Below are 22,471 nucleotides of genomic sequence, written 5' to 3' on the forward strand. Positions count from 1 at the left end.
TATTGATTAGGATTCCCAAAAACTTAAATTTTCAGTCAATTTGAGCCAGTGGAATGGAAAAGATAAATTATGGCTAGCTCCCCACAAGCAGCCCACGATCTTATTGCGCGATCGCATTACCTCGATACGCCATCATATATTTTAGAAAGGCTCTCTCAATTTGGTGCTGCCAGATATCTGGCTGGTCATACAAAGACACCAAGTCATGTATTAGCGAAAATAGAATAATTTGGTAAACAGTGCCCGCTCTACTGGTAGTTTATCAAAATCCTTCTTACATGCAAGAGGCGATGATTTTTCTCTGCAAAAAGTAACCAAAAAGGAAAATTGCATATCTTGTTAAAGAAATAAATAGCGGGGGATGTAAGATGAAATCTATTGCCAATTTTCTGCATTCAATTAAGTAGAATAAGTAGAATAATTCATGTAGCACTGATGGTACTCACGACTGTCAGCGAAGAACAAGCACCAGAAGAAGCAAGGTATTTATTAACCAGAACTCGTCAAGAAATTTCTCCACCATTGAGTCAGGTGATAATAGATATAGTGACGACAATAATGGTTTATAAATTTGAACAGTTAAGCCGAGTGGAGGTAGAGTCAATGTTAGGGATTACACTACAGCAGACGCGAGTGTACATGGAAATTAAGGAAGAAGGACGTGTTGAAGAAGCAGCTAACCTCATTATTCGACTCCTAACTAAACGCATTGGGCAAAAACCTTCTGAGGAAATAGCTTTGCAAATTTCCGGTTTGCCATTACCTGCTTTAGAAGATTTGAGCGAAGCACTGTTAGATTTTACCAGTTTGGCTGATTTGCAGGTTTGGTTAGGCAATGTTTCATAAGTAAGAAAGCCCGGTTAACCTAATCCTGTTGTTAGAAAACTGCCAAAAACTAACTATCTTATTGGGTGGGGTCAATATCCTACCCATCTTTCATTACCGTCACTGAAGAACAAGCCCCAGAAAAAGCAAAGTATTTATTAACTAGAACTCGTCAAGATGTCTCCTCATCTGGAGGTAAAATGATATCCGATAAAGTCATTCCGTATAGAGCTGCCGCTGCGTCTAGGTTTGCTATTGCTGGATTGGTATAAATAGGATTAGTTACAGATTGTGGATTAGTTATCTTGGATAGTGCTTCAGAAGCTGCTTGCCGAACCATTTCTTGGCTATCCTGCAAAATTTCAATTAAAGGGATTACTGCTCTAGAATCTTTAAGCGTACCTAGTGTTATTGCTACCCAGTACCGGGTTAACCAATATTCATCTAATAAAGCATCAATCAGTGGTTCTACTGCATCAGTGCCGCCGAACCAGCCTAAGTATAATGATGACATTTGGCGAAAATAATCTAAATTTTTATCTAATTGTGTATTAGTTGGTGGTCTTCTTAAAACTCGAATTAAAGGTTCTATTAACCTTCTATCTTGAGAAAATTTTAAAATATCTGCGACTTCTTTCAGTAACTCATGCCCCCTCTCAAGTTGTGGAAATGTTGGTTCTAACTGCTCTATTTTATTCAGTACTCCTTCAACTAATTGGTTAGAATTATATTTTTGCCAAATCTCTAAAACTTTATTTGTATCTTTTTTTAAATAGCCATCTTCTCCTATATAGTAAGCTGTTTCATAACTCTCAGCTAAAGTCACCATCATATCCGTGAGGCTGGCGTAAAGTCTCAGAACTGTATCACTTCCTCCCTTATAATCTCTAAAGACTACCGGAAAAGATTTATAAGTTTCATCTTGATACACGTAACCAGTTAAACATCCGTCTGACATACAGCAAAATATTTCCAAAGCTGTGGGACTCTGAAAATCTGAAATCCAAGAAAATGTTTCTGGCTCCATATGTGCATAGTATTGGCTTTTTTTCATGTAGACGTTAACTAAGCCTTGAAAAGGAATAAAACCCCAAGGTCCAAAGCCATGAAAATCATGATAAATGTCAAACAATCCTATACAGTCCCATTCATCTATTAAGTCCCCATTTCTCCACTGATAAAGTTCATAAATTTCTTCTGGTAATTCAAGATTTGAATTTCTACTTAAAGAATCAATTGCAGCACGAGATAATCCAGGTTTGAGTAAAGAAGCTGAGTTTTGAGTCTCCTTAAAGCGAATCCACTGGTTTTGCTGCAACCAGTTTAAAATTCTATTTAAAGCTTCTGTTAAATTTGACATTTAATGACTATCTACAAAGAATCGGAGGTATGAAACTTAGATTACAGGGGACGTTTGTAGCAGAATTTTTTAGTTACAAACTTTACCTCAAACCTTGTTGTTTCAGTAAGTCATTTGCCCACTTAGCATTAGCTTCAGATAAAGGTGGTGCTGGTTCATTAGTATCTGTTAAGGGTGCCAAAGTTTCAGACTTTAGATAACATCAAATTAAATTTGTAATAACCGAGCAAGGGACTGTGGTAATGGAAGGACGATCGCAATTAATAAAACCATTGCAATGAGTCCTCCTATATCGCGTTTGTTATCCAAATCGCTAACATCATTGAGAGCAGGTTCATCAATCAGAGGTAAGAACAACAAAATAACTGCCCACAAGAAAAACTCTTGTTGAACTAAAGAAAGTAGCAGCAGTAACAAGCGAGCAATTTGACCGATGACAACTGCTGTTCTTTGCCCAAATATGGCGTGAACAATGTGACCCCCATCAAGTTGTCCCACTGGCATTAAATTCAATGCCGTGACTATCAATCCCAAAAACCCTGCAACGGCAACTGGATGCAAATCTATCGCTGATTTTGCTGTTAACTGGCTCCCTAAGGCTAATTTTGAAATTACCGCTAGTAGTATGGAGTAATTGGGATTTAGTGCATCTGGGTTCATAATCCCGGTTTTTTCTGACATCGGTACAACTTGAGAATTTGCCAAACCCCAATACAGTAAAGGTAAGGTTGCTAAAAAACCTGCTATGGGTCCTGCGATACTTACATCAAATAAAGCTTTACGATTGGGAATTGGACTCCGCATTTGAATAAATGCTCCAAAGGTTCCCAGAAAAAAAGGCATGGGGATAAAGTAAGGGAGAGTAGCACGAATTTTGTAATACCGTGCTGTGAGATAGTGACCCAATTCGTGGATACCTAGAATAGTTATCAGCGCCACTGCATAGGGTAAACCTTTTAATAACTCAGCAGGGTTAGCTTGCCATGTTGTAGTATCGACACCAGCTATTGTGGTTCCTACTAAAGTTGTAGATAGCAACGTGACAGCTAACAGCATGGAGGCTAACACGGGTCGTGTCAGTTTTTCACTACCTGTATTGGATGTGCTTTTAGCAGATTGGGTATTGGGAACAAGAACAAAGAAAGGTTTGCCATTGAGACCTTCTTGAAAAACGATTAAGAAGCGATCGCCAAATTGTGCTTCAATATTTGCCTTAATTCTTTGATAGGCGTTAGTTGGTGCGGTTCTTAACTGACCGCGACAAACAACAGCCTGGGGTCGATACTCAATGTTTTGAATGTAGTATACAGACCAAGGAAAACAATTTCGCAGTTGGGTTTCTTCCGATGGTTCAATGGGACGCACTGGCACTGGTTCTGCGATAGGATCTACATTCAATTGTAGCTCTCGGGGCTCTGAAGTTTTTTGGGTTTCTGCTTCAACCTGTGTTTCTTTCAGTGAACGACGCCCCCACTGAAATAAAATCCAGTATAATATCGGACATACAATGAGCGGCCACACCATCAGCGCTCTTGGAGGTGGTTGCTGTCCTCCATATATTGCAGTCCAAGCAGTCCACAGGAAAGCTGGTGTCATTAAAACCAACCATAACAACCAGACAGGTGTCCTGGTAATTTTAGACACACTACGTTGAACCATTAAGTATGTAATGAGTCCCAGTAGAAGAAGAAACCAAAAAGTCATGTTATCTTCGGTTGTTTTAATAAAATTAAGTTAATTCTTGCTCGCGGTCAGAAAAATGACCAGTGGCGTATACTGTAAGTGCAATTTTTTACAACTCCTCCACAATAACAGTTTTCCTCATGTGTCCCTTGCCTCAAGAGTCAAGCATTACAGCCAAATCACCACGAGCAATTTTCTCCAATGAAATTCCAGACCCAGGAAGTCTCGGTTCAGACCTCTCGCCAGGTACAAAAATTTTTGCATTTCCACCAAATAGAGACACATTGGGGGGGACTGCTTATTTTATTGTAAGAAACGAAGGCAATATCCTGATCGATTGTCCGGCAGTTGATACAATAAATCAGGATTTTTTACATTCCTATGGGGGTGTCAGTTATTTCTTTCTCACCCATCGAGGGGCAATTGGTAAGACAGAAGAAATTCAGCAAATTTTTAACTGTAAGATCTTGATTCAAGAGCAAGAAGCTTATTTGTTACCAAGTTTAACAGTGACTGCTTTTGGTCGGGAATTGACCTTAGATTCAACAGTAAAGATGATTTGGACACCCGGTCACTCTCCCGGTTCCTCCTGTCTTTACTATGGAAGCTCTAAAGGTGTGTTGTTTTCCGGTCGTCATCTTCTGCCTAACTTACAGGGCAATCCAATGCCATTACAGACTGCTAAAACCTTTCACTGGTGGCGACAAATTGAGAGTACCAAATTGCTGCTAAAAAACTTTACAAGAGAAACACTCCACTACATTTGCCCTGGTGCCAATACTGGCTTTCTTCGGGGACAGCGCTTTATCGACAATGCCTATGAACGCCTTGCTTCTTGGGATGGATTGGGGATTGGGGAGGTAGGAGCTAGGGGATAGGGGTTAGGGTGTAGAGATTGGAGCCTAGCGATCGATACTTCTCCCGTGTCCCCCTTGTCCCCCTTGTCCTCCTTGTCCCTAACCCCTAGCCACTACCGCATTTTTTTTCAACAGTTGTACGGCTGCTTGATACTGAGTATCTGCTTCTGTACCAACTTGTTCGCGAGTGATGGATTCTGTAGGAATTTGCATATCGGGCTTAATTCCCAGTTTGTTGATGTCGTGATGATTGGGAGTTTCATATTTAGCGATGGTTACAGCTAAGCCAGCACCATTTGATAGCTCAAATAAGGACTGGATTAAACCTTTTCCGAAGGTAGTTTCTCCCACTAGCAGGGCGCGTTTGTTATCTTGTAATGCTCCTGCTAGAATTTCACTGGCACTCGCGGTTCCTTGATTCACTAAAACCACTAGGGGGTCATCGGTTAAAGCCGGACCAAAGGCGTCAAAACTACCCTGCACCCCTTGGCGATTTACCGTGTAGACAACGGTCCCGGAGTTCAACCACAAACGGGCTATCTCAATTCCTGCTTGTAAGAGTCCACCAGGATTATTTCTCAAATCCAAAATGTAGGCATTAGCGCCTTTTTTTTCTAGACTAGAAATAGCGTGTGCCAACTCCATTGGAGCATTGGCATTAAACTGTGTGAGGCGAATGTAACCGATAGACGTTCCTTGGGGAGAAGTGCGTAATTCCGCAATCACAGGGTTGAGCGAAATGCGATCGCGCACTAGCTGAACTTCTAACTCTTTCCCCGCATCTCGTTCTATCAGCAGTGTAACGGCACTTCCAATTGGTCCCCGCATTCTGGTTGCTGCTTCGTCAAGGGTTAAATTCTCTGTGGAAAACCCTTCGATTTTTAGAATGCGATCGCGCGGTCTAATCCCAGCTTTTTCTGCAGGGGAACCGGATATGGGAGCGACCACTTCCAACTTACCTGTTTCGGGATTGAGAGCAATTTGCAATCCCACTCCCGTCAGTTCCCCAGAAGTATTTACCTGCAAACTGCGGTACTGTTCCGGGTTAAGAAACCGGGTAAAAGGGTCATCAAGGCTCTTAAGCATTTTCTGAATGACCGTGTAAGCCGTTTGGTCGTCTTTTATTGGCTTTTCCAAAGCCTTCTGCCGTACCACTGCCCAGTTCTGATGATTAAACGTCTCATCCAAGTATGTACGATTAACAATTCGCCACGCTTCTGATATCAACTTTTGTTGTTCTGTCAAAGCTGTCGCAGGTTGACAAAAGCTGCAAAAGCCCAACCAAAAAGCGACGAGGAATGACAATCCTACTCGAAAAACTTGTTTGTGCATGAACCCCATATTCACTATCACTTCAACCCAAATTGCCAGAGTTAGCTCAGCTAGTTTGCATTTGTGAAATCTATCTCTCGACTATGTTACTTTTTTTATAGAAGTGATGCATCGCTGTCATCAACCTTTCTAACCGTTAGATTCAGCACGCAGTCACTATCGCCAACCCCCAACTCTGATTTGCGTCCATCACCTGATGGTGCTTGGCAGCAGACAGAACGCAATACATTCCCTCTAGTCAGAGTGTAAAGTTTTTTTTAAACTATTAACACTATGACAATTGAAAAAGCAAACGAGGATAAATACTCGTTGCTCAAATCCCAAAGTCGGAACTAGGGGAAAAGTCTGAGCCAAGCATAGCTTATAAGCAATGTCAAGTTCAGAACTTTAATAGATTTATCAACCGCGAGTCAATTTTAGGAATTTGAGATTGTATGGCCAACGTTTACGACTGGTTTGAGGAGCGTCTGGAAATTCAGGCGCTGGCTGACGACGTAACCAGCAAGTACGTCCCTCCCCACGTCAACATCTTCTACTGCTTGGGTGGAATCACATTGACGTGCTTTCTCATCCAGTTTGCCACTGGATTTGCCATGACATTCTACTATAAGCCAACTGTTGCGGAAGCTTATTCTTCCGTACAGTACATCATGAATGGTGTAAACTTCGGCTGGCTGATTCGCTCCGTCCATCGCTGGTCTGCCAGCATGATGGTGCTGATGATGATTTTGCACGTCTTCCGAGTTTACCTAACTGGAGGCTTCAAAAAGCCCCGCGAGCTGACTTGGGTTAGTGGTGTCATCCTCGCAGTGATTACCGTTTCCTTTGGTGTGACTGGTTACTCTCTACCTTGGGACCAAGTTGGTTACTGGGCTGTGAAAATCGTTAGTGGTGTACCAGAAGCAATTCCTGTAGTTGGTACCCTCATAGCTGACCTCCTGCGTGGTGGTTCTAGCGTTGGTCAGGCTACATTGACCCGTTATTACAGCGCACACACTTTTGTGTTGCCCTGGTTGATTGCAGTCTTCATGCTGTTGCACTTCTTGATGATTCGCAAGCAAGGTATTTCGGGTCCGTTGTAATTTAGCTAATGGCTAATGGCTAATAGCTAATGGCTAATGGCTAATGGCTAATGGTGAGACCAGTCCTGCAGGCGGGTTTCCCGCCCTAGGCGACTGGTGAGACCAGCCCTGCAGGCGGGTTTCCCGCCGTAGGGGACTGGCGAACCCGAAGGGCAAACCCGAAGGGCTAATGGCTAATGGTCGATCGCACTTCTTACAATTAGCAATTAGCTATTAGCTATTAGCAATTCACAATTTAAGTTAGGAGAGCACATTAAAAAATGGCTACAGTCAAAAAACCAGATCTCAGCGATCCAAAGTTAAGAGCCAAACTAGCACTGGGCATGGGTCACAATTACTACGGCGAACCCGCTTGGCCTAATGACTTACTTTACGTGTTCCCAGTTGTTATTATGGGATCGTTTGCTGCTATAGTGGCTTTGTCTGTACTTGACCCGGCAATGGTTGGAGAACCAGCCAATCCCTTCGCTACACCACTGGAAATTTTGCCAGAGTGGTACTTGTATCCTGTGTTCCAGATTCTCCGTTCAGTTCCTAACAAACTTTTAGGGGTGTTGTTGATGGCTTCCGTACCCCTGGGGCTAATTCTCGTTCCTTTTATTGAGAATGTGAATAAGTTCCAAAATCCCTTCCGCCGCCCAGTAGCAACAACAGTGTTCTTAGTTGGCACTTTGGTGACTCTGTGGTTGGGAATTGGCGCGACTTTCCCAATTGATAAGTCCTTCACTTTTGGACTATTCTAAATTAGTCGCCACATAGCACATCGATACAGACGCCTGTGAATTTTTCAATAAGTGCAAAATATGTACTTTTGAGAAAAAGTAGCAGGCGTCCATTGTAATAAATTAGGGTGTATCATAGGATTTTTATTTTTTGGTTGCAGCATGTAATTACAAAATCACAAATCTGGGATATACAAGAGGTACACACATTTTTAACTCATTTACGTTTAAGTCAAGGTCAATGCTTAGCATAGTGCAGCAAGACCATCTGACGGTGAAGAGCGAACTCAAGCTTCTTAACCAAGTGCAGCAGTGGTTTGAGCAATTTTGTTTGCAAAACTTGCCACCGCTTGGTTGGTCAGAAAGCCAACTGTATCGCCTAAACCTGGCATTAGCAGAAGGCTTTACCAATGCCGTTCGTCACGCTCATCATTCCTTACCGCCGGAAACAACTATAGAGATTGATGTTTCTCTATGGATGGATCGCTTGGAAATAAGAATTTGGGACCAGGGGAATCCTTTTAATCCAGATGCGATCGCAGAACCAGAACCAGGAACTCTTCAAGTAGGGGGATATGGATGGTTTCTTCTGAGGCGCTTGGCAGATAAAGTGATCTACGAACGGGGTACAGACGGAAGAAACTGCTTGCTCATCGTCAAGTACGGTCTACAGGGGCAACAATAAGGACAAGAAAAATCTGATGAGTAGAAAATACCTCAAAGATTTTCACGCATTGGGGGAGTGGTCTGTTGGAAGGCTTCCCTCTCTTTGCACGAATCGAGGATATAGTGGCAAGGGGGATAAGGGGGACAAGGGGAAATGAAGCAATAATAATTGATACTTGACAAATGCCAAAAAACAATCATGTGTTCGTCTTTATAGAAATTTTTGAACGAGAAGGTGGCATTCAATCTTATGTAAAAGATATTTTTAGAGCGTATCAGGCGTTTAACGAACCTTATTATGCAGAAGTTTTCTTGCTGAGAGATCGTCCTAGCGACTCAAATCCCTTTGAATCGGAACGGTTAAAATTTCACTACTTTAAATCTCAATCGCCACAACTCGAACGCCTGAAAATTTCGATAGCGTTACTCTTTTGTCTGCTAAAGTCCCGTCCCCAACATGTTTTTTGCGGTCATATTAACCTTGCTCCTCTAGTGGGTATGTTGTGCAATCCCCTGGGAATTCCCTATACGGTGATGACCCATGGCAAAGAGGTTTGGCAACCGTTACCGCCTGCAATGAAATCTAGCCTGCAAAAAGCAGCTTGGATTTGGACAGTTAGCAATTATACACGTAAAGTGGCTTGTGCAGTCAATGATTTAGACCCCAGTAAAACGATCGTTATGCCTTGTGCGGTGAACGGGAATCGCTTTACTCCAGGAACAAAATCCCCTGCACTGATCGAACGCTATAGTTTGACAGGAGCTAAAGTACTTATGACTGTCGCTAGGCTGTGGTCGGGGGATATATATAAAGGTGTAGATATTACTATTCAAGCATTGCCGCAGATAGCGCGTGTTTTCCCAGAAGTTAAGTATTTAGCAATCGGTCGCGGCGATGACCAGCCAAGATTAGCACAATTAGCTCAAGATGTGGGTGTTAGCGATCGCGTTATCTTTGCTGGATTTGTGCCTACAGAAGAATTGATAGAACACTATCGCCTCGCTGATGCCTACGTGATGCCTTCTCAAGAGGGTTTTGGCATTGTCTATTTAGAAGCCATGGCTTGTGGCGTACCCGTGCTATCGGGTGATGATGATGGGTCTGCTGACCCATTACAAGATGGTAAACTCGGATGGCGAGTACCGCACCGCGATCCAAATGCGGTAGCGGCAGCGTGTATAGAAATACTGAAAGGAGAAGACCAGCGTTGTAACGGGCAATGGCTGCGACAGCAAGTACTTGCTCTATTTGATTTCAACGCTTTTCAAAGACGGTTGAAAGAGCAGTTAAAGTCATCAGTAACCAGTCACCGGTGACAAGTAAGTAGCGGGCTTTAATTGTGCTGACTTACTTAACTAACGGAGAAACTCGCTATTCTAGAGGAAGAGCAAGACGTTTTTTTAAAATGAGCCTTAAAACTTTTCAGGTCAATCTGTCTAATCTTCGCCCTTGGCTAACTTTCCTAGTCTTTATGTGGTTGCTTGCCTCGTTAGGCTTGGGCTGGTTAGTAAATTCCTTACTCATTATTGTTGGGCTACTATTGCTGGTGCCCATTCTTGCATTTTTGGGATTTCGCTTTTGGTTGCAACGTAACTTGGTAAGCGATCGCTGTCCTGTTTGTCAATATGAATTTACAGGTTTAAATAAAACTCAGTTACAGTGTCCCAACTGTGGGGAACAGTTATTGGTTCAAAACAGCCATTTTCGACGTTTTACACCAGATGGCACAATAGACGTTACAGCGACAGCAGTTGAAGTCCAAAGCCAAGTGCTCGAAGAGTAATCATTTTACACAGAATAGATGAGCCAATATACAGCACCAACTTCAAAAACCAGGTTTTCTTGCAAATCAAGCAACTTGTAATTGCTTGAGTTTTGTTGGGAAACTGGTTTTTATCTTGAAGTAAATACAAAACCTTGGTGTTTTTACTTAGTTATATTTTTACCCAATCTTAGGTTCGATTGGGTTTGATGAACGGATAACCTCTTGTAGCCATTCTCTGACGAAATTGTCTGGGCCAAAGTTGTTTTGCTACATCATTTGGCTCCCAATGAGCGATCGCAGTAAAAATTTTACCATTTTCGTTAAAGACAAACTCTTCAATACCTTGAAAGGTAACTTTAATACCATTATAAGAAACTGTATCAAACTGCCAGTCTATTTGTGCTTTGTTCTGATGGATGCGCGGATTCCAAAAGCGAGTGTTAATAGATGCAAATGTATCGAACATAGCGTTGATAAAAATTCGTAGCTTTGCCTGTCCGAAATATGGCTTGCTACCCAAACAGTCAGCTATATAAGTACAGATAGGAATTAGCATTAACAAAAGTGTAAGAGCGAGCAAATTTTGGGAATCCTAAATTTAGGCAATACTTTGAAGTCTATCGAGAAGGTTACAAAATGCTCGCGTCCCCATTTATTCCAGGTTATGATTTAACCGAAATTATTCACGAGGGAATCCATACTGTTATTTATCGGGGTCTATCTTTACATAACCAGCAGCGAGTTATTCTCAAAATTCTCAAAGCCGGCGATCCTTCTGTAGAGGAAATCGCCCGTCTCTTGCACGAATACAAAACTATTGCTCATTTAGATTTACCTGGAGTTGTCAAAGTTTTAAAAAAAGAAACTTATAAAAATCGTTTGGCAATTGTATTTGAAGATTTTGGCGGACAATCACTCAAGCAACTGTTAAATACAACAAAATTAGATTTAGTTACATCTCTAAATATTGCGGTAAAACTAGCACAAACGCTAGCGGACTTGCATTCACATCATATTATCCATAAAGATGTGAAACCTGGAAATATTATCATCAACCCTACGACTGGAATTGTCAAGCTGACTGATTTTAGTATTGCCAGTCAATTGGATAGTGAAATACCCCGAGCGATGAATACCAACCAACTGGAAGGTACTTTAGCATATATGTCTCCAGAACAAACTGGGAGAATGAATCGCGCCATAGACTATCGCACTGATTTTTATTCTTTAGGTGTAACCTTATATGAAATGATTGTGGGTGAATTGCCTTTTAAAAGTAACGATCCCTTGGAGTTAGTATACTGCCATATTGCAAAACTTCCTCCTGCTATCGAACAACTCAACCCACAGATACCATCAGCCATCGCTGCGATCGTGATGAAACTGATGGCAAAAAATGCTGAAGACAGATATCAAAGTGCTTTGGGACTTAAAGCTGATTTGGAATTTACCGCCGCACATCTTTATAGGATTGAAGTCATTCCCAACTTTATACCGGGCGAATGCGATCGCGCTCCCAATCTTCTCATTCCTCAAAAACTTTACGGACGGGAAGAGGAAGTTTTAAAGATATTAGCAGCATTCAATCATATAACAGGGGAAGCCAAAGAAGATGAAGACCAACTCAAAATCCAGAATTCCAAATTTACAGTTGCAATGATGCTAGTATCTGGTTACTCTGGTATTGGCAAATCATCTCTTGTCAATGAAGTACAAAAACCAATAGTCCGGCAAAGAGGGTATTTTATATCAGGAAAATTTGACCAATTTAAGCGCAATATTCCTTATGATGCTATTATACAAGCCTTCAAATCTTTAATAAAATTTTTATTAGCAGAAGATACTGTATCATTACAAAGCTGGCGAGAAAAACTGCAATCGGCTTTAGGTGATAACGGACAGGTTATTGCCGATCTCATTCCAGAAGTAGAGTTAATTATTGGAAAACAACTACCAGTACAACAGCTAGGACTCACTGAAGCGCAAAATCGCTTTCATCTCGTTTTTCAAAAATTTATTCATGTCTTTACTCAGAAAGAACATCCATTAGTTATCTTTCTAGATGATTTGCAATGGGCAGATATTGCTTCACTGAAATTGATACAGTTTTTGATAACCGATCCAGCAAGCCAATATTTACTGTTAATTGGTGCCTATCGAGATAACGAGGTTAACCCCTACCATCCTTTAATGCAAACAGTTGACGAAATACAGAAGACAGGGGTGAGAATTTCTCAAATAGCTGTGAAGCCTTTAAGCCTAGCTTGTGTCAATCAACTGCTATGCGATACTTTCACTTGCAAAGAAACATCTCAAATACAAGAACTCGCTTCTTTACTATTTAACAAAACTGCTGGTAATCCTTTTTTTCTAACTCAAATCTTGAAGACATTAGAACAAGAAAGATTACTGGTATTTCATCTATCTCAAAAGCAATGGCAGTGGAGTATTGAACGGATTCAAACAGTGGGAATTACTGACTTAGGTGTTGTAGAACTTATAGCACGCAACGTGAGTCAGTTACCTCAAGTAACACAAGATATGTTAACTTATGCTGCTTGTATCGGCACTCGTTTTAAACTAGATGTACTGGCGATCGTCACTCAAAAATCTATTAATGAAGTAGCCGAAAATTTGTGGATAGCACTCCAGCAAGGCTTTATATTACCATTAAATAAAGATTATAAAGTGGCTTTACTTTTTGAAGACAATGATCTTCAACAATTTGGCTGTGATGAGTCGCGGTTAGAGTATTGTTTCCTACATGACCGAGTACAACAAGCAGCTTATTCCTTGATTCCCGATCGCCAAAAGCAAATCACTCATCGCAAAATCGGTCAATTGCTGCTGTCTAAAATCCCAAAAGAACAATTACAAGAAAATATTTTTGATATTGTTAACCAACTGAATGTTGGAATAACTACTTTTAGCGATGAAGTCGAACAATATGAATTAGCGCAATTGAACTTAATAGCTGGACGGAAAGCAAAAACTTCTGCTGCTTATGAACCTGCACTTAAATACTTACGAACAGCTATGGAATTATTGACAGTAGATAGTTGGCAAATCCACCCTGATTTAACCTTAGATTTATATAAAGAACGATCTGAAGTTGAATTTATTGTTGGTGATTTTGAAAAAGCACAAAGTCTAATCTATAAAGCTCTTGAGCAAACAGAAGCCAGCATTCCTAAATCAGATTTATATAATATTTTGGTTTTCCAATATACTTTACAATCAAAATATGATGCAGCCTTGGAAGCAGCAAAAGAAGGGCTTGATTTACTAGGCGTGATTTTGCCTGAAGATAATTTAGCAGCAGTTGTTAGCGATGAAATGGCAGAAGTTAAAAAAAATTTAGACAATCAAGAAATTGCATCAATAATTAACAAACCATGCATATTATTAGAAGAAAAAAAAGTAGCCATAAAACTGCTTATGGCGGTGGAAGCAGCTACTATTATCAAATCCAATATTGATTTGTTTGTCATTATCTGTTTAAAATCAGTCAATCTTTCTTTAAGATACGGTAATATTCCTGAATCTGTAAAAGCTTACTCTACTTATGGCATGATTCTTGGAAGTTTCTTTAAAGATTATAGCTTGGGTTATGAATTTGGTATACACGCATTAGAACTAGCAGCAAAATTTAATGATAGATCTCAGATTTGTAAAGCAAGTTTTACGCTAGGAAGTTTTATACACTGTTGGTCAAGACATATTAAAGGAGCATCCAATATTAATCAGAAAGGTTATGAAGCAGGTTTAGAATCGGGAGAGCTTTTATTTGGAGGATATAATCTTTTTAGTAAAGTTTGTAATTTATTTTTTCAGGGTTTAGACCTCAAGTCGCTGCTTGAGGAAATATCAATCTGTTTGCATCTCACAAAACAAATAAAAAATACTTTTGCTACTGAGGTAGTACTAGCTATTAAATTAGCAATACTTGATTTATTTAATGATGAATTAGAACAAAAATATATTCTGATTTCAGACAATGAATTCTTGGAACAATGCGAACAAAATCAAAATTTATTTGCTATTGGTGTTTATTCTATTTGCCAAGCTCAAACTTGTTATTTAACAAATAGCTTTGAAGATGCTCTCAATTATGTGAACCTATCTAAAAAATCGCTTCTATCAATGACAGGCTTCACAATATATTCTGAATATTATTTTTATTTCTCTCTCATTTTAGCTAGTTTCTTCTCTACAGTCGAGAATGGGGAAAAAATCCAATTTTTGGAGCAATTACAAAAAAATCAGCAGCAAATGAAAATTTGGGCGGATAACTGTCCGGAGAACTTCCTACACAAGTATCTTTTGGTAGAAGCAGAAATAGCTCGCATGACTGGAAAAGATTTAGAAGCAATGGATTTATACGATCGCGCTATTGAATCAGCTAGAGAGCAAGATTTTATCCAGAATGAAGCTTTGGCTCTAGAACTGACGGCAAAGTTTTGGTTAATTAGAGGTAAACAAGAGATTGGTAAACTCTATATGACTAAAGCTTACCAGGCTTACATAAAATGGGGAGCTACAGCTAAAGTTAAACAATTAGAAGCCCAATATTCTTATCTAAGTATTAAAACTCCAAAGATAATTTCTAAAGAGAATACGATTACCACGACTTCTAGTAAGATTAACGCTTCTTTAACTTTTGATATTTTAACAGTAGTTAAAGCTTCCCAGGCGTTATCTGGAGAAATTGTTCTAGAGCGGTTGCTAAAAAAACTTATGCATTTAGTGAGGGAAAATGCAGGCGCTCAAAAAGTCGTGTTTGCGATCGAGAAGGATAATAAATTGCTTGTAGAGGGTTATTTAAGCGAAGACGGTGAGGCGATGGTTTGCCAATCACAAAGCATAAATTCTCTTACACTTTTACCAAAGACCCTAATTACCTACGTTCAACGTACCCATGAACCCCTGGTTTTAGATAATGCCAGTCACAATCAACAATTTAATTCCGATCCATATATAATCACACATCAACCAAAATCTATTCTTGTTTTACCAATTTTCTATCAAAGTAATATTGTAGGGATTTTATACTTAGAAAATAATCTTACCAAAGGTGCTTTTACGCATGATAGAGTAGAAGTTTTACAGATCCTAGCAGCACAAGCTGCCATTTCTCTAGAAAATGCAAATTTTTATAACACATTGGAAACAAGAGTCGCTCAAAGAACTCAGGAGTTGCAGAACACATTAGAAGAACTGCAGCGGACGCAACTACAGATGATCCAAAATGAAAAGATGTCTAGTTTAGGACAATTAGTTGCTGGAATTGCTCATGAAATTAACAATCCTATTAACTTTATTTATGGAAATTTAACTCATATCTCAAACTATACTCAATCTTTACTGACACTAGTAGATATTTATCTAGAAAATCCTTCCATATCTTTATCAGCAATTCTTGAGAAAGCAGAGGAGATAGATTTAGAATATATTCGAGCCGATCTACCTAAACTGTTAAATTCATTACAAACAGGTGCTTCTCGTATTAGAGATATTGTCCAATCATTGCGAAATTTCTCTCGTTTGGATGAAGCAGCTATTAAAGCTGTTGATGTTCATCAAGGAATTGACAATACCTTAATGATTCTTAGTTCAAAACTTGAAGGCATTAAAGTGATTAAGGAGTATGCTAATTTACCCCTTGTAAATTGCTATGCTGCGGAACTTAATCAAGTTTTTATGCATTTACTGACTAATGCAGTGGATGCTATTGAAGAGTCCTCTGTTCTCGATCGTAACTTATTAAGAAATGAGAAAGGAGAGATTAGGATTCGCACAGAGTTGAGACAGCACAATCAAGTTGCTATTTCTATAAAAGATAATGGTATAGGTATGACAGCACAGGTGCAAAATAAAATGTGTGACCCATTTTTTACAACAAAACCAGTTGGGAAGGGAAATGGCTTGGGTTTGTCTATCAGTTATCAAATTGTTGTCGAAAAGCATGGAGGTCGTTTGATTTGTCATTCTGTACCAGGAGAAAGTACAGAATTTACGCTCTTACTACCTTGCAGGTAAAGTTACGTAATATTACCTATTTACATAAGTTTACATTTCTATAAATATAGAGAAAAACTAAGTTACGGGTGTTTGAAAAGTATTTATGTTTGATATATACAATAGTTCAGCTAATTTTTCTGATGATTGTATGATTTCTTTAGCTCCAGTTGATTCTTTTGTGGAGTATGCAAATTATTATTTATCAAGAAGTAAAAATGAGTTATATTGCGCTTTAGGAAACTCTTTGCTATCTAACTTATCTTCAGTTCAAAGATCGGATAAGATAAGTGTAAATCCTTTTGATACCAGTAATCTTATTAGTTATAAGAAAGGAAAAACATACTTAAAAAGTATTCAAAGTAAAATCAGCTATTTTGTTTGTAAAGAGTGGAAATTTTGTGAAAAGATAAAATTGTACAAAAGTGAGATAGATTTTGTAGTAGATCTCAGCTATGTTCTGGCTTCTAAAATTTCTGGAGTTCCAACCTTCGCAGTTTCAGTACTTTTAGTTAAACAAGGTGCCACAGAATTCTGTAACTGTCAGGAATAAATTCGCAGTCCACCATATTAATTTTAAGGGCTGTAGAGACTTGCTATCATCTCTTTCCGGTGGCTCTTTCTGCTTGCGAATGGGGAGCATCCCAATTTAGCGCGTTACTCTCAGAATAAAATTCTGGGGCTACACAAACGAAGTCCGCCCAAGCGCAAAGCGCACGCTACGCGAACGCGGACTTGATAGAAAGTCCACGTAGGTGGTGAGTCGAGCGCTGCAGGCGGTGAGACCAGTGCTGAAGGCGGGTTTCCCACGCCCTGGCAACTGGCGAACAAGGGAGGGGTTTCCCACGCCCTGGCGACTGGCGAACAAGGGAGGGCGAACCCGAAGGGACGAGCATTTGTACAGACGCGATTTTAATCGCCCGGTGTTTTTTCCAAATTGGGATGCCCCCTGGGAATGCCCGAGCGGGAGGCGGAGTCACCGGGATGAGGTGCTAGGTGAATTAGAGCGTACTGCTTACCAATGTTGCATTCTTGACACTCTCCGCCCTATAAGGGCGAAGATTCTTCAATCACAGACCCAACTTGCTGATACAGGATTTCTCCAGTATGAGTAGAGGTCGAATCTCCTGAAGCGTTCGGATAGTAGATCCAAGTTCCCGTATGCCCTACGGTACTCAAGGCTAATTTCAGAATATTGATAGCGGCATTCCAGTCTCTATCTATTACAAAGCCGCATTCGCAAACATGGGTTCTTGTAGATAGAGATTTTTTGACTATTGCGCCACAACTGAAGCATTCTTGAGAAGTGTAGGCGGGGTTAACCGCAACAGTTATCCTGCCAAACTTCACCCCAAAATACTCCAACCATTTTCTGAATTTATACCAACCAGCATCATTAATAGATTTAGCGAGACAGTGATTTTTCACTAAATTTTTAATCCTCAAATCTTCATAGGATACCAAGTCGTGAGATTGGATTACGCAACGCGCCAGTCTCTTGGCGTGTTCTTCACGTTGCCTACTTATTTTGAGGTGTACTCGCCCTAATTTATTAATAGCTTTCTTACGGTTGGCAGAGCCTTTCTTTTTACGAGAAACGCGCTTTTGTCTAAATTTTAGACGTTTCTCTCCTGTGCGATAAAACCTTGGGTTAGGTTCACTATGTCCATTGCTGTCGGTATAGAATTCTTTAAGTCCTACATCCAAACCAATGGTTTTCCCTGTGGGTTGTGTTTCTAATTTGTTGTCTACACTAATCAGAAATTGAACATAATACCCATCAGCACGACGAACTAATCTAACTCGTTTTACCTGTTCTAATTGGTAGAAGTTTAAATCCCATGTTCCTTTCAGCTTGAGCGTACCAATACCTTTTTTGTCGGTGAAGGTTATTTGTTTCCTGGTCTCGGAAAGTGACCACCCAGAGGTTTTATACTCCACTGAGCGAGAATTTTTCTTGAACTTTGGATATCCCTTTTTACCCGGAACAGACTTTTTGCAGTTGTCGTAAAAACGAGCAATAGAACTATAAGCCCGTTCAATAGAAGCTTGGCAAGCACTAGAATTCAAAGCTTTTACAAACGGGAATTCGCTTCTCAATGACTTACTAAGGCGATACATTTGTTTTTGTCCCACGCCTCGATTATCCATCCAAAAACGGATACTCTTATTGCGAACAAATTGAGCAGTCCTAATCGCCTCATCAATGGCAGTATATTGAGTCGTTTTCCCTTTGGCTTTGAATTCTAAAACAATCATTTTCCGTGGAAAACTTCTGCGCAAAATATTATAACACATATAAAGTCGCCCTAGAAGGGCGAGGCTTTAGACCCATTCTCTTGGTAAATCGTACTTTCTCCCTTGTTTTACCGACCTCACAACACTTTGATATCAGTTGGTCACTCGCGAGTCATGGTTAACACAGTCTCAATTGTTGAAATAAATTCATGCTCCAAGTAAGGTTTAGTTATATATGCTTTTGCTCCTAGTTCTTGAGCAAGTCGCCGATGCTTTTCCGCACTGCGGGATGTTAAAACGACTACAGGTATAGTTGCTAACTTTGAGTTCTGCTGAAGATGGGATAAAAGCTCAAAACCATTCATGCGAGGCATCTCTAAATCAGATATCAAAATTTGAATTTCAGGATGGGCTTGTAGCTGTTCTAAAGCTTCTACACCATTTTGGGCTTGCAATACTTGATAGCCAAACTTTTGTAAAGTTAGAGAAAGGGTTTGACGTAAACTAAGAGCATCATCGATCACCAAAACCACTTTTGATGTTTTATGAGTTTGTTCTTGATAAGGGCTCAATTCTAATTTGGTCGTTGATGAAGCTAGTAGGGGTATGGATTGTGTTACTGAAGCTGAAATGGGTAAAGCCCTCATTTGAGCCGTGGCTGGTGGTAATGCCATGACATCTAGTTCTGCTTGCATTGCGTTGAGTGGTTCTAATAGCAGTGCTGCATCAATAACCAAAATCATATTTCCATTTGCGAGACTACTACACCCATAAATATATTTTGGTGGAGATATAGTTTGACTTAAAGGTCTAATAACGAGTTCCTGTTCCCCAATGATTTGATCCACTTCTAAACCAAAAAGTTCTTGATTGCGTTTCAGTAATAGTACAGGGTTTTTCATAGTTTCTGTACCATCATTTATTTGTTTATTTTGTAAATGTCTGTGACAGATATAATGACTGTTATAATTAATTAACTCTGAAAGATGACATATGCTAATCATGCGTTCATCTTTGTCTTTATTCCAGTGCAAGATTTTTTTGCCTTCAAATTCCTTAATTGTATGAGTAGAAGAGAGAAGGATTTTTTCAATACTGTTCAATAGTAAGGCATAAACAATGCCTCCAGCTTGCACTAGCATCAATTTATCGGTAGTCATAGAAAAGGGAATTTTAAGTATAAATTTTGTTCCTTGCTTCGGTAAGGATTGAACTGCTATAGAGCCATTGAGAGAATGCAATTGAGAACGCACAATATCTAAACCCATACCGCGTCCTGAAATTTCACTCACTTTAGCAGCTGTAGAAAATCTAGGTAAAAATATGAGATCTAAAAGTTTGTCTTCAGTTGCTTTAGAAATCAATCCTCTGGTTTCTTCTGCTGATAACAAATCAAGTTCAACAGCTTTCTCACAAATTTTCTCTACGTGCAATCCTTGTCCGTCATCGTGAATTTCAATAATAGTTTGACTACCTTGGTGATAGGCAATAATTTCAATTAAACCTCGTTCTGATTTTCCAAACTCTCGACGAATTTCAGGTGATTCAATACCGTGATCGAAAGCATTACGAACTAATTGCAACAAAGGATCGTATAACTTTTCTGCTATTGATTTCTCTATCAGTACCTGCGTACCTGTTAGTTTCATCTCTACCATTTTGCCATATACGTTCCCTAAGTTTTGTACCATTTGGGGAAAACGATTGAGAATATCTCCCACAGGAACCATTCGTGTTTCTACTAAGTTGTCAATGATATTAAGTGTTAATCGCTGTGTTTTTTCTTGAATCTGTGTGGATTGTTCGATCAGTAAATCGAGGGATTCTGTTGTTTCTTGTAGCTGTAACGTCTCTTCTAGCGCTGAGTATAAGGCTACATTAAATTCTGTATACTCATCCATTTCCAAAGTATCAAAGTCCACAGTAGCAAAGTTTTGCTTGTACTTTGACGTAAAATTCTGTACTTGAAGTGGTAATTCACGAAGTTGATTTAAAGTTTTTTGATGTCTTTGGAGTTGAAAAAAGAGTTGCTCAATAATTTCTTTAAATTGTTCATCATAAAGATTCCGGCGTTTTTGATAAATCAGTAATTCCCCGGCTTGATAATTTAACGTATTCAGACTCTCTACATCGACTCTAATAAATGAATTTTGTCGTGTCTTTTTTTCTTCAACTTCTCGGTCGATTGTTGCATTGGAGTCAGGAGAAATGACTTCATTGGTTGTGAGAACTGTATCCAACGTTGCTGCTTCTCTAATCGCTAACGGTTGGGAAATTGTTGCTGAATTATTGTGAGTGATTTCTGGCTCTGGAGTTAAGTTCCAATAGGGCTCTGTTAAAGTTTGTTCGCGCTGCAAAACATCTGGTGTCTGTTCCGTTGTATCGGAGTTATCTTGAGTGGTGGGTAACTCATAACTAGCAGTCGTTATAACTTCTTGTCCCCAAATTGTATCTACTAAAGAATCACTTTGTTGATATGGTTCAGGGTGTATCTTTCTGATTTCTAAAAGATTTTGTAATTTTGGTTTAGCCAGCCAATTTTTTTCTTGTTCTGTAACAGACGGGTAGTTTTTATATTCTTTGGCAGTCTGAATAATTTTGTTTTTTATTGTTTTTAAAATTGGGGTATCGCTATTAAATGTTCTATATTTAAACTGAGCAAGAGCAAATAAAATTTTTAAGATAATACCTTGACGATACAGACAAAGGCTATCACTGTCCTCTTTATCACTTAGGAATTGCAAGCACTGAGATAGCCAATTTTCTATTTTTTCAATAGGATTTTCTGCTTGCAAATAGGGAACAAGTAGATCTAGGCTCAGTTCTTGATAAGGGACTTCTAAATGATGATTAAACCAACCTAATATATAACGAACTACTTTTAAATAAAATTTAGCTTCTACAGGCTTTAATTTTTTTCTATTGAAGCCACTATTGTTGATTAAAAAATTATAAAAATCAACTATTTCACTTCTTAAGTTTATCGCATTAGGAGGTGTATCGGTAGAATAGTCGGTGAAATAAACAGTTAAACTATTTTCTACATTTGTCTTTATCTCTTGTTCTTCCTGTAACAAGAGAGAACCAAAATTCTTCACTCTTGGTTGAGAGAGTTCTTGGAAAGCTTCTGAAGGTTGATAGCTACTCGTGCGATCGCCCGCCAATATAGCATGTTGTCCTTTTTGAAAATCTGCCAAAGCCAGTTCTGCAATTTCAACTGTACGAGTTGGATTTGCTTCTAGCGCAGCTAGAGTGATTTTAGCGATTTCTCCAAATCCTGGTAAGTTTAAAGATTCTGCTAAACCAAGAAATACCTCAGCTTGAGAGCGTAAAAATTGATTGAGTTCATCTGTATCCTGTAAATCTTGAATAGCTTTCGCAATACTTTCCAGACGTTGCGTCACTCCAGTTTCAAATATAGACTGTACAATATCAAACCCCAGTTCTACCGAAGTGGGAATATGAGTGTCAGCGTCTAGAGCATCGCCTAATTTTTCATGTAACTGTGCAAAGACTGAAGTGGCTCGTTGCAGAATTTCCTCATCGTTAATACTGCTACCTGTTATTTCTGCAGTTATGGGAAGACGAAGACACTCGTAAGCTTGTAGCAAAAGTGTTTGCAATTCAGTATCTATGACTACATCGGGATTGTAGAGAGCCCTAATAACATCTTCTAAAGAATGGGCAATTTTGTTAACGGTTTTTAAGTCAACAATAGCAGATCCCCCTTTAATCGTATGAGCAGAGCGCATTAAGTTATGGACTTTAGCGATACTGTAATTGTGTGGTAAGCTGAAAAGCTCTTGCTCGATAGTGTGTAATAATTCTGGAGCTTCACTGAGAAAGTAGGTATGACTTTGTTCGCGAATGAATGAATCGGTAATCATCGTTTTGATTTTTGATTTTGAAACGCTGAATGACG

Annotated in this window: 15 protein-coding genes and 1 pseudogene; 10 read left to right on the forward strand and 6 right to left on the reverse strand. The window is 39.4% G+C overall.

Annotated features, from left to right (window positions below; translation table 11 throughout):
- The first annotated feature begins 69 nt into the window (after nt 1-69).
- Nucleotides 70-228, forward strand: a complete 159-nt coding sequence (locus tag HC643_RS09440) for a hypothetical protein (protein ID WP_153021513.1) — start codon at nt 70-72, stop codon at nt 226-228.
- 198 nt (nt 229-426) lie between these two features.
- Nucleotides 427-846: pseudogene (locus tag HC643_RS09445) on the forward strand (DUF4351 domain-containing protein); the annotation flags it as partial.
- A 151-nt stretch (nt 847-997) separates the two neighbouring features.
- Here HC643_RS09445 and HC643_RS09450 read toward each other — a convergent pair.
- Both HC643_RS09450 and HC643_RS09460 read right to left on the reverse strand, forming a co-directional pair.
- Complete coding sequence (locus HC643_RS09450; RefSeq protein WP_050046241.1) at nt 998-2,185, reverse strand: HEAT repeat domain-containing protein; 1,188 nt, start codon at nt 2,183-2,185, stop codon at nt 998-1,000.
- Nucleotides 2,186-2,392: 207 nt separating this feature from the next.
- Nucleotides 2,393-3,889: a site-2 protease family protein gene (locus HC643_RS09460; RefSeq protein WP_038084227.1), complete on the reverse strand. Its 1,497-nt coding sequence runs from the start codon at nt 3,887-3,889 to the stop codon at nt 2,393-2,395.
- A gap of 119 nt (nt 3,890-4,008) precedes the next feature.
- On the opposite strand from HC643_RS09460, the gene HC643_RS09465 reads away from it, so the two are divergent.
- Nucleotides 4,009-4,746: an MBL fold metallo-hydrolase gene (locus tag HC643_RS09465; RefSeq protein ID WP_038084229.1), complete on the forward strand. Its 738-nt coding sequence runs from the start codon at nt 4,009-4,011 to the stop codon at nt 4,744-4,746.
- A gap of 78 nt (nt 4,747-4,824) precedes the next feature.
- On the opposite strand, the gene ctpA is transcribed toward HC643_RS09465, so the two are convergent.
- Nucleotides 4,825-6,066 carry a carboxyl-terminal processing protease CtpA gene (gene ctpA / locus HC643_RS09470; RefSeq protein WP_038084231.1) on the reverse strand — a complete coding sequence of 414 codons (1,242 nt, stop codon included), beginning with the start codon at nt 6,064-6,066 and terminating at the stop codon, nt 4,825-4,827.
- Nucleotides 6,067-6,491: 425 nt separating this feature from the next.
- Between ctpA and petB the strand changes: the two genes are divergently transcribed.
- The 5 genes from petB to HC643_RS09495 all read left to right on the forward strand — a co-directional run bounded on the left by petB (nt 6,492) and on the right by HC643_RS09495 (nt 10,311).
- A complete protein-coding gene (gene petB / locus HC643_RS09475) occupies nt 6,492-7,139 on the forward strand; it encodes a cytochrome b6 (RefSeq protein ID WP_038084233.1) in 648 nt (215 codons plus the stop codon).
- A 260-nt stretch (nt 7,140-7,399) separates the two neighbouring features.
- Entirely contained in the window at nt 7,400-7,882 is a 483-nt protein-coding gene (gene petD, locus HC643_RS09480; protein ID WP_038081961.1) for a cytochrome b6-f complex subunit IV, read from the forward strand.
- 220 nt (nt 7,883-8,102) lie between these two features.
- Nucleotides 8,103-8,546, forward strand: a complete 444-nt coding sequence (locus tag HC643_RS09485; protein ID WP_038081964.1) for an ATP-binding protein — start codon at nt 8,103-8,105, stop codon at nt 8,544-8,546.
- A gap of 164 nt (nt 8,547-8,710) precedes the next feature.
- Entirely contained in the window at nt 8,711-9,844 is a 1,134-nt protein-coding gene (locus HC643_RS09490) for a glycosyltransferase family 4 protein (protein ID WP_050046240.1), read from the forward strand.
- 89 nt (nt 9,845-9,933) lie between these two features.
- A complete protein-coding gene (locus tag HC643_RS09495; protein ID WP_038081966.1) occupies nt 9,934-10,311 on the forward strand; it encodes a hypothetical protein in 378 nt (125 codons plus the stop codon).
- Between the two features lie 169 nt (nt 10,312-10,480).
- On the opposite strand, the gene HC643_RS09500 is transcribed toward HC643_RS09495, so the two are convergent.
- Nucleotides 10,481-10,849 (reverse strand): hypothetical protein, encoded by a 369-nt coding sequence (locus tag HC643_RS09500; protein ID WP_038081968.1) that lies wholly within the window; start codon nt 10,847-10,849, stop codon nt 10,481-10,483.
- Between the two features lie 80 nt (nt 10,850-10,929).
- On the opposite strand from HC643_RS09500, the gene HC643_RS09505 reads away from it, so the two are divergent.
- Complete coding sequence (locus HC643_RS09505) at nt 10,930-16,332, forward strand: trifunctional serine/threonine-protein kinase/ATP-binding protein/sensor histidine kinase (protein WP_038081970.1); 5,403 nt, start codon at nt 10,930-10,932, stop codon at nt 16,330-16,332.
- Nucleotides 16,333-16,417: 85 nt separating this feature from the next.
- Entirely contained in the window at nt 16,418-16,864 is a 447-nt protein-coding gene (locus HC643_RS09510; protein WP_038081974.1) for a hypothetical protein, read from the forward strand.
- A gap of 494 nt (nt 16,865-17,358) precedes the next feature.
- On the opposite strand, the gene HC643_RS09515 is transcribed toward HC643_RS09510, so the two are convergent.
- Both HC643_RS09515 and HC643_RS09520 read right to left on the reverse strand, forming a co-directional pair.
- Entirely contained in the window at nt 17,359-18,570 is a 1,212-nt protein-coding gene (locus tag HC643_RS09515; RefSeq protein ID WP_167844644.1) for an RNA-guided endonuclease InsQ/TnpB family protein, read from the reverse strand.
- A 140-nt stretch (nt 18,571-18,710) separates the two neighbouring features.
- Nucleotides 18,711-22,436 carry a hybrid sensor histidine kinase/response regulator gene (locus tag HC643_RS09520; protein ID WP_038076569.1) on the reverse strand — a complete coding sequence of 1,242 codons (3,726 nt, stop codon included), beginning with the start codon at nt 22,434-22,436 and terminating at the stop codon, nt 18,711-18,713.
- Nucleotides 22,437-22,471: the final 35 nt, after the last annotated feature.

The sequence above is a fragment of the Tolypothrix bouteillei VB521301 genome (assembly GCF_000760695.4).
GTDB classification, from domain to species: Bacteria; Cyanobacteriota; Cyanobacteriia; order Cyanobacteriales; family Nostocaceae; genus Scytonema; species Scytonema bouteillei_A.

Coding starts and splice junctions, on each gene's coding strand:
- HC643_RS09490 (WP_050046240.1), top strand. CDS start 8,711: ATGCCAAAAAACAATCATGTGTTCGTCTTTATAGAAATTTTTGAACGA.
- HC643_RS09440 (WP_153021513.1), top strand. CDS start 70: ATGGCTAGCTCCCCACAAGCAGCCCACGATCTTATTGCGCGATCGCAT.
- HC643_RS09520 (WP_038076569.1), bottom strand. CDS start 22,436: ATGATTACCGATTCATTCATTCGCGAACAAAGTCATACCTACTTTCTC.
- petD (WP_038081961.1), top strand. CDS start 7,400: ATGGCTACAGTCAAAAAACCAGATCTCAGCGATCCAAAGTTAAGAGCC.
- HC643_RS09450 (WP_050046241.1), bottom strand. CDS start 2,185: ATGTCAAATTTAACAGAAGCTTTAAATAGAATTTTAAACTGGTTGCAG.
- HC643_RS09485 (WP_038081964.1), top strand. CDS start 8,103: ATGCTTAGCATAGTGCAGCAAGACCATCTGACGGTGAAGAGCGAACTC.
- petB (WP_038084233.1), top strand. CDS start 6,492: ATGGCCAACGTTTACGACTGGTTTGAGGAGCGTCTGGAAATTCAGGCG.
- ctpA (WP_038084231.1), bottom strand. CDS start 6,066: ATGGGGTTCATGCACAAACAAGTTTTTCGAGTAGGATTGTCATTCCTC.
- HC643_RS09465 (WP_038084229.1), top strand. CDS start 4,009: ATGTGTCCCTTGCCTCAAGAGTCAAGCATTACAGCCAAATCACCACGA.
- HC643_RS09500 (WP_038081968.1), bottom strand. CDS start 10,849: ATGCTAATTCCTATCTGTACTTATATAGCTGACTGTTTGGGTAGCAAG.
- HC643_RS09510 (WP_038081974.1), top strand. CDS start 16,418: ATGTTTGATATATACAATAGTTCAGCTAATTTTTCTGATGATTGTATG.
- HC643_RS09495 (WP_038081966.1), top strand. CDS start 9,934: ATGAGCCTTAAAACTTTTCAGGTCAATCTGTCTAATCTTCGCCCTTGG.
- HC643_RS09515 (WP_167844644.1), bottom strand. CDS start 18,570: ATGATTGTTTTAGAATTCAAAGCCAAAGGGAAAACGACTCAATATACT.
- HC643_RS09460 (WP_038084227.1), bottom strand. CDS start 3,889: ATGACTTTTTGGTTTCTTCTTCTACTGGGACTCATTACATACTTAATG.
- HC643_RS09505 (WP_038081970.1), top strand. CDS start 10,930: ATGCTCGCGTCCCCATTTATTCCAGGTTATGATTTAACCGAAATTATT.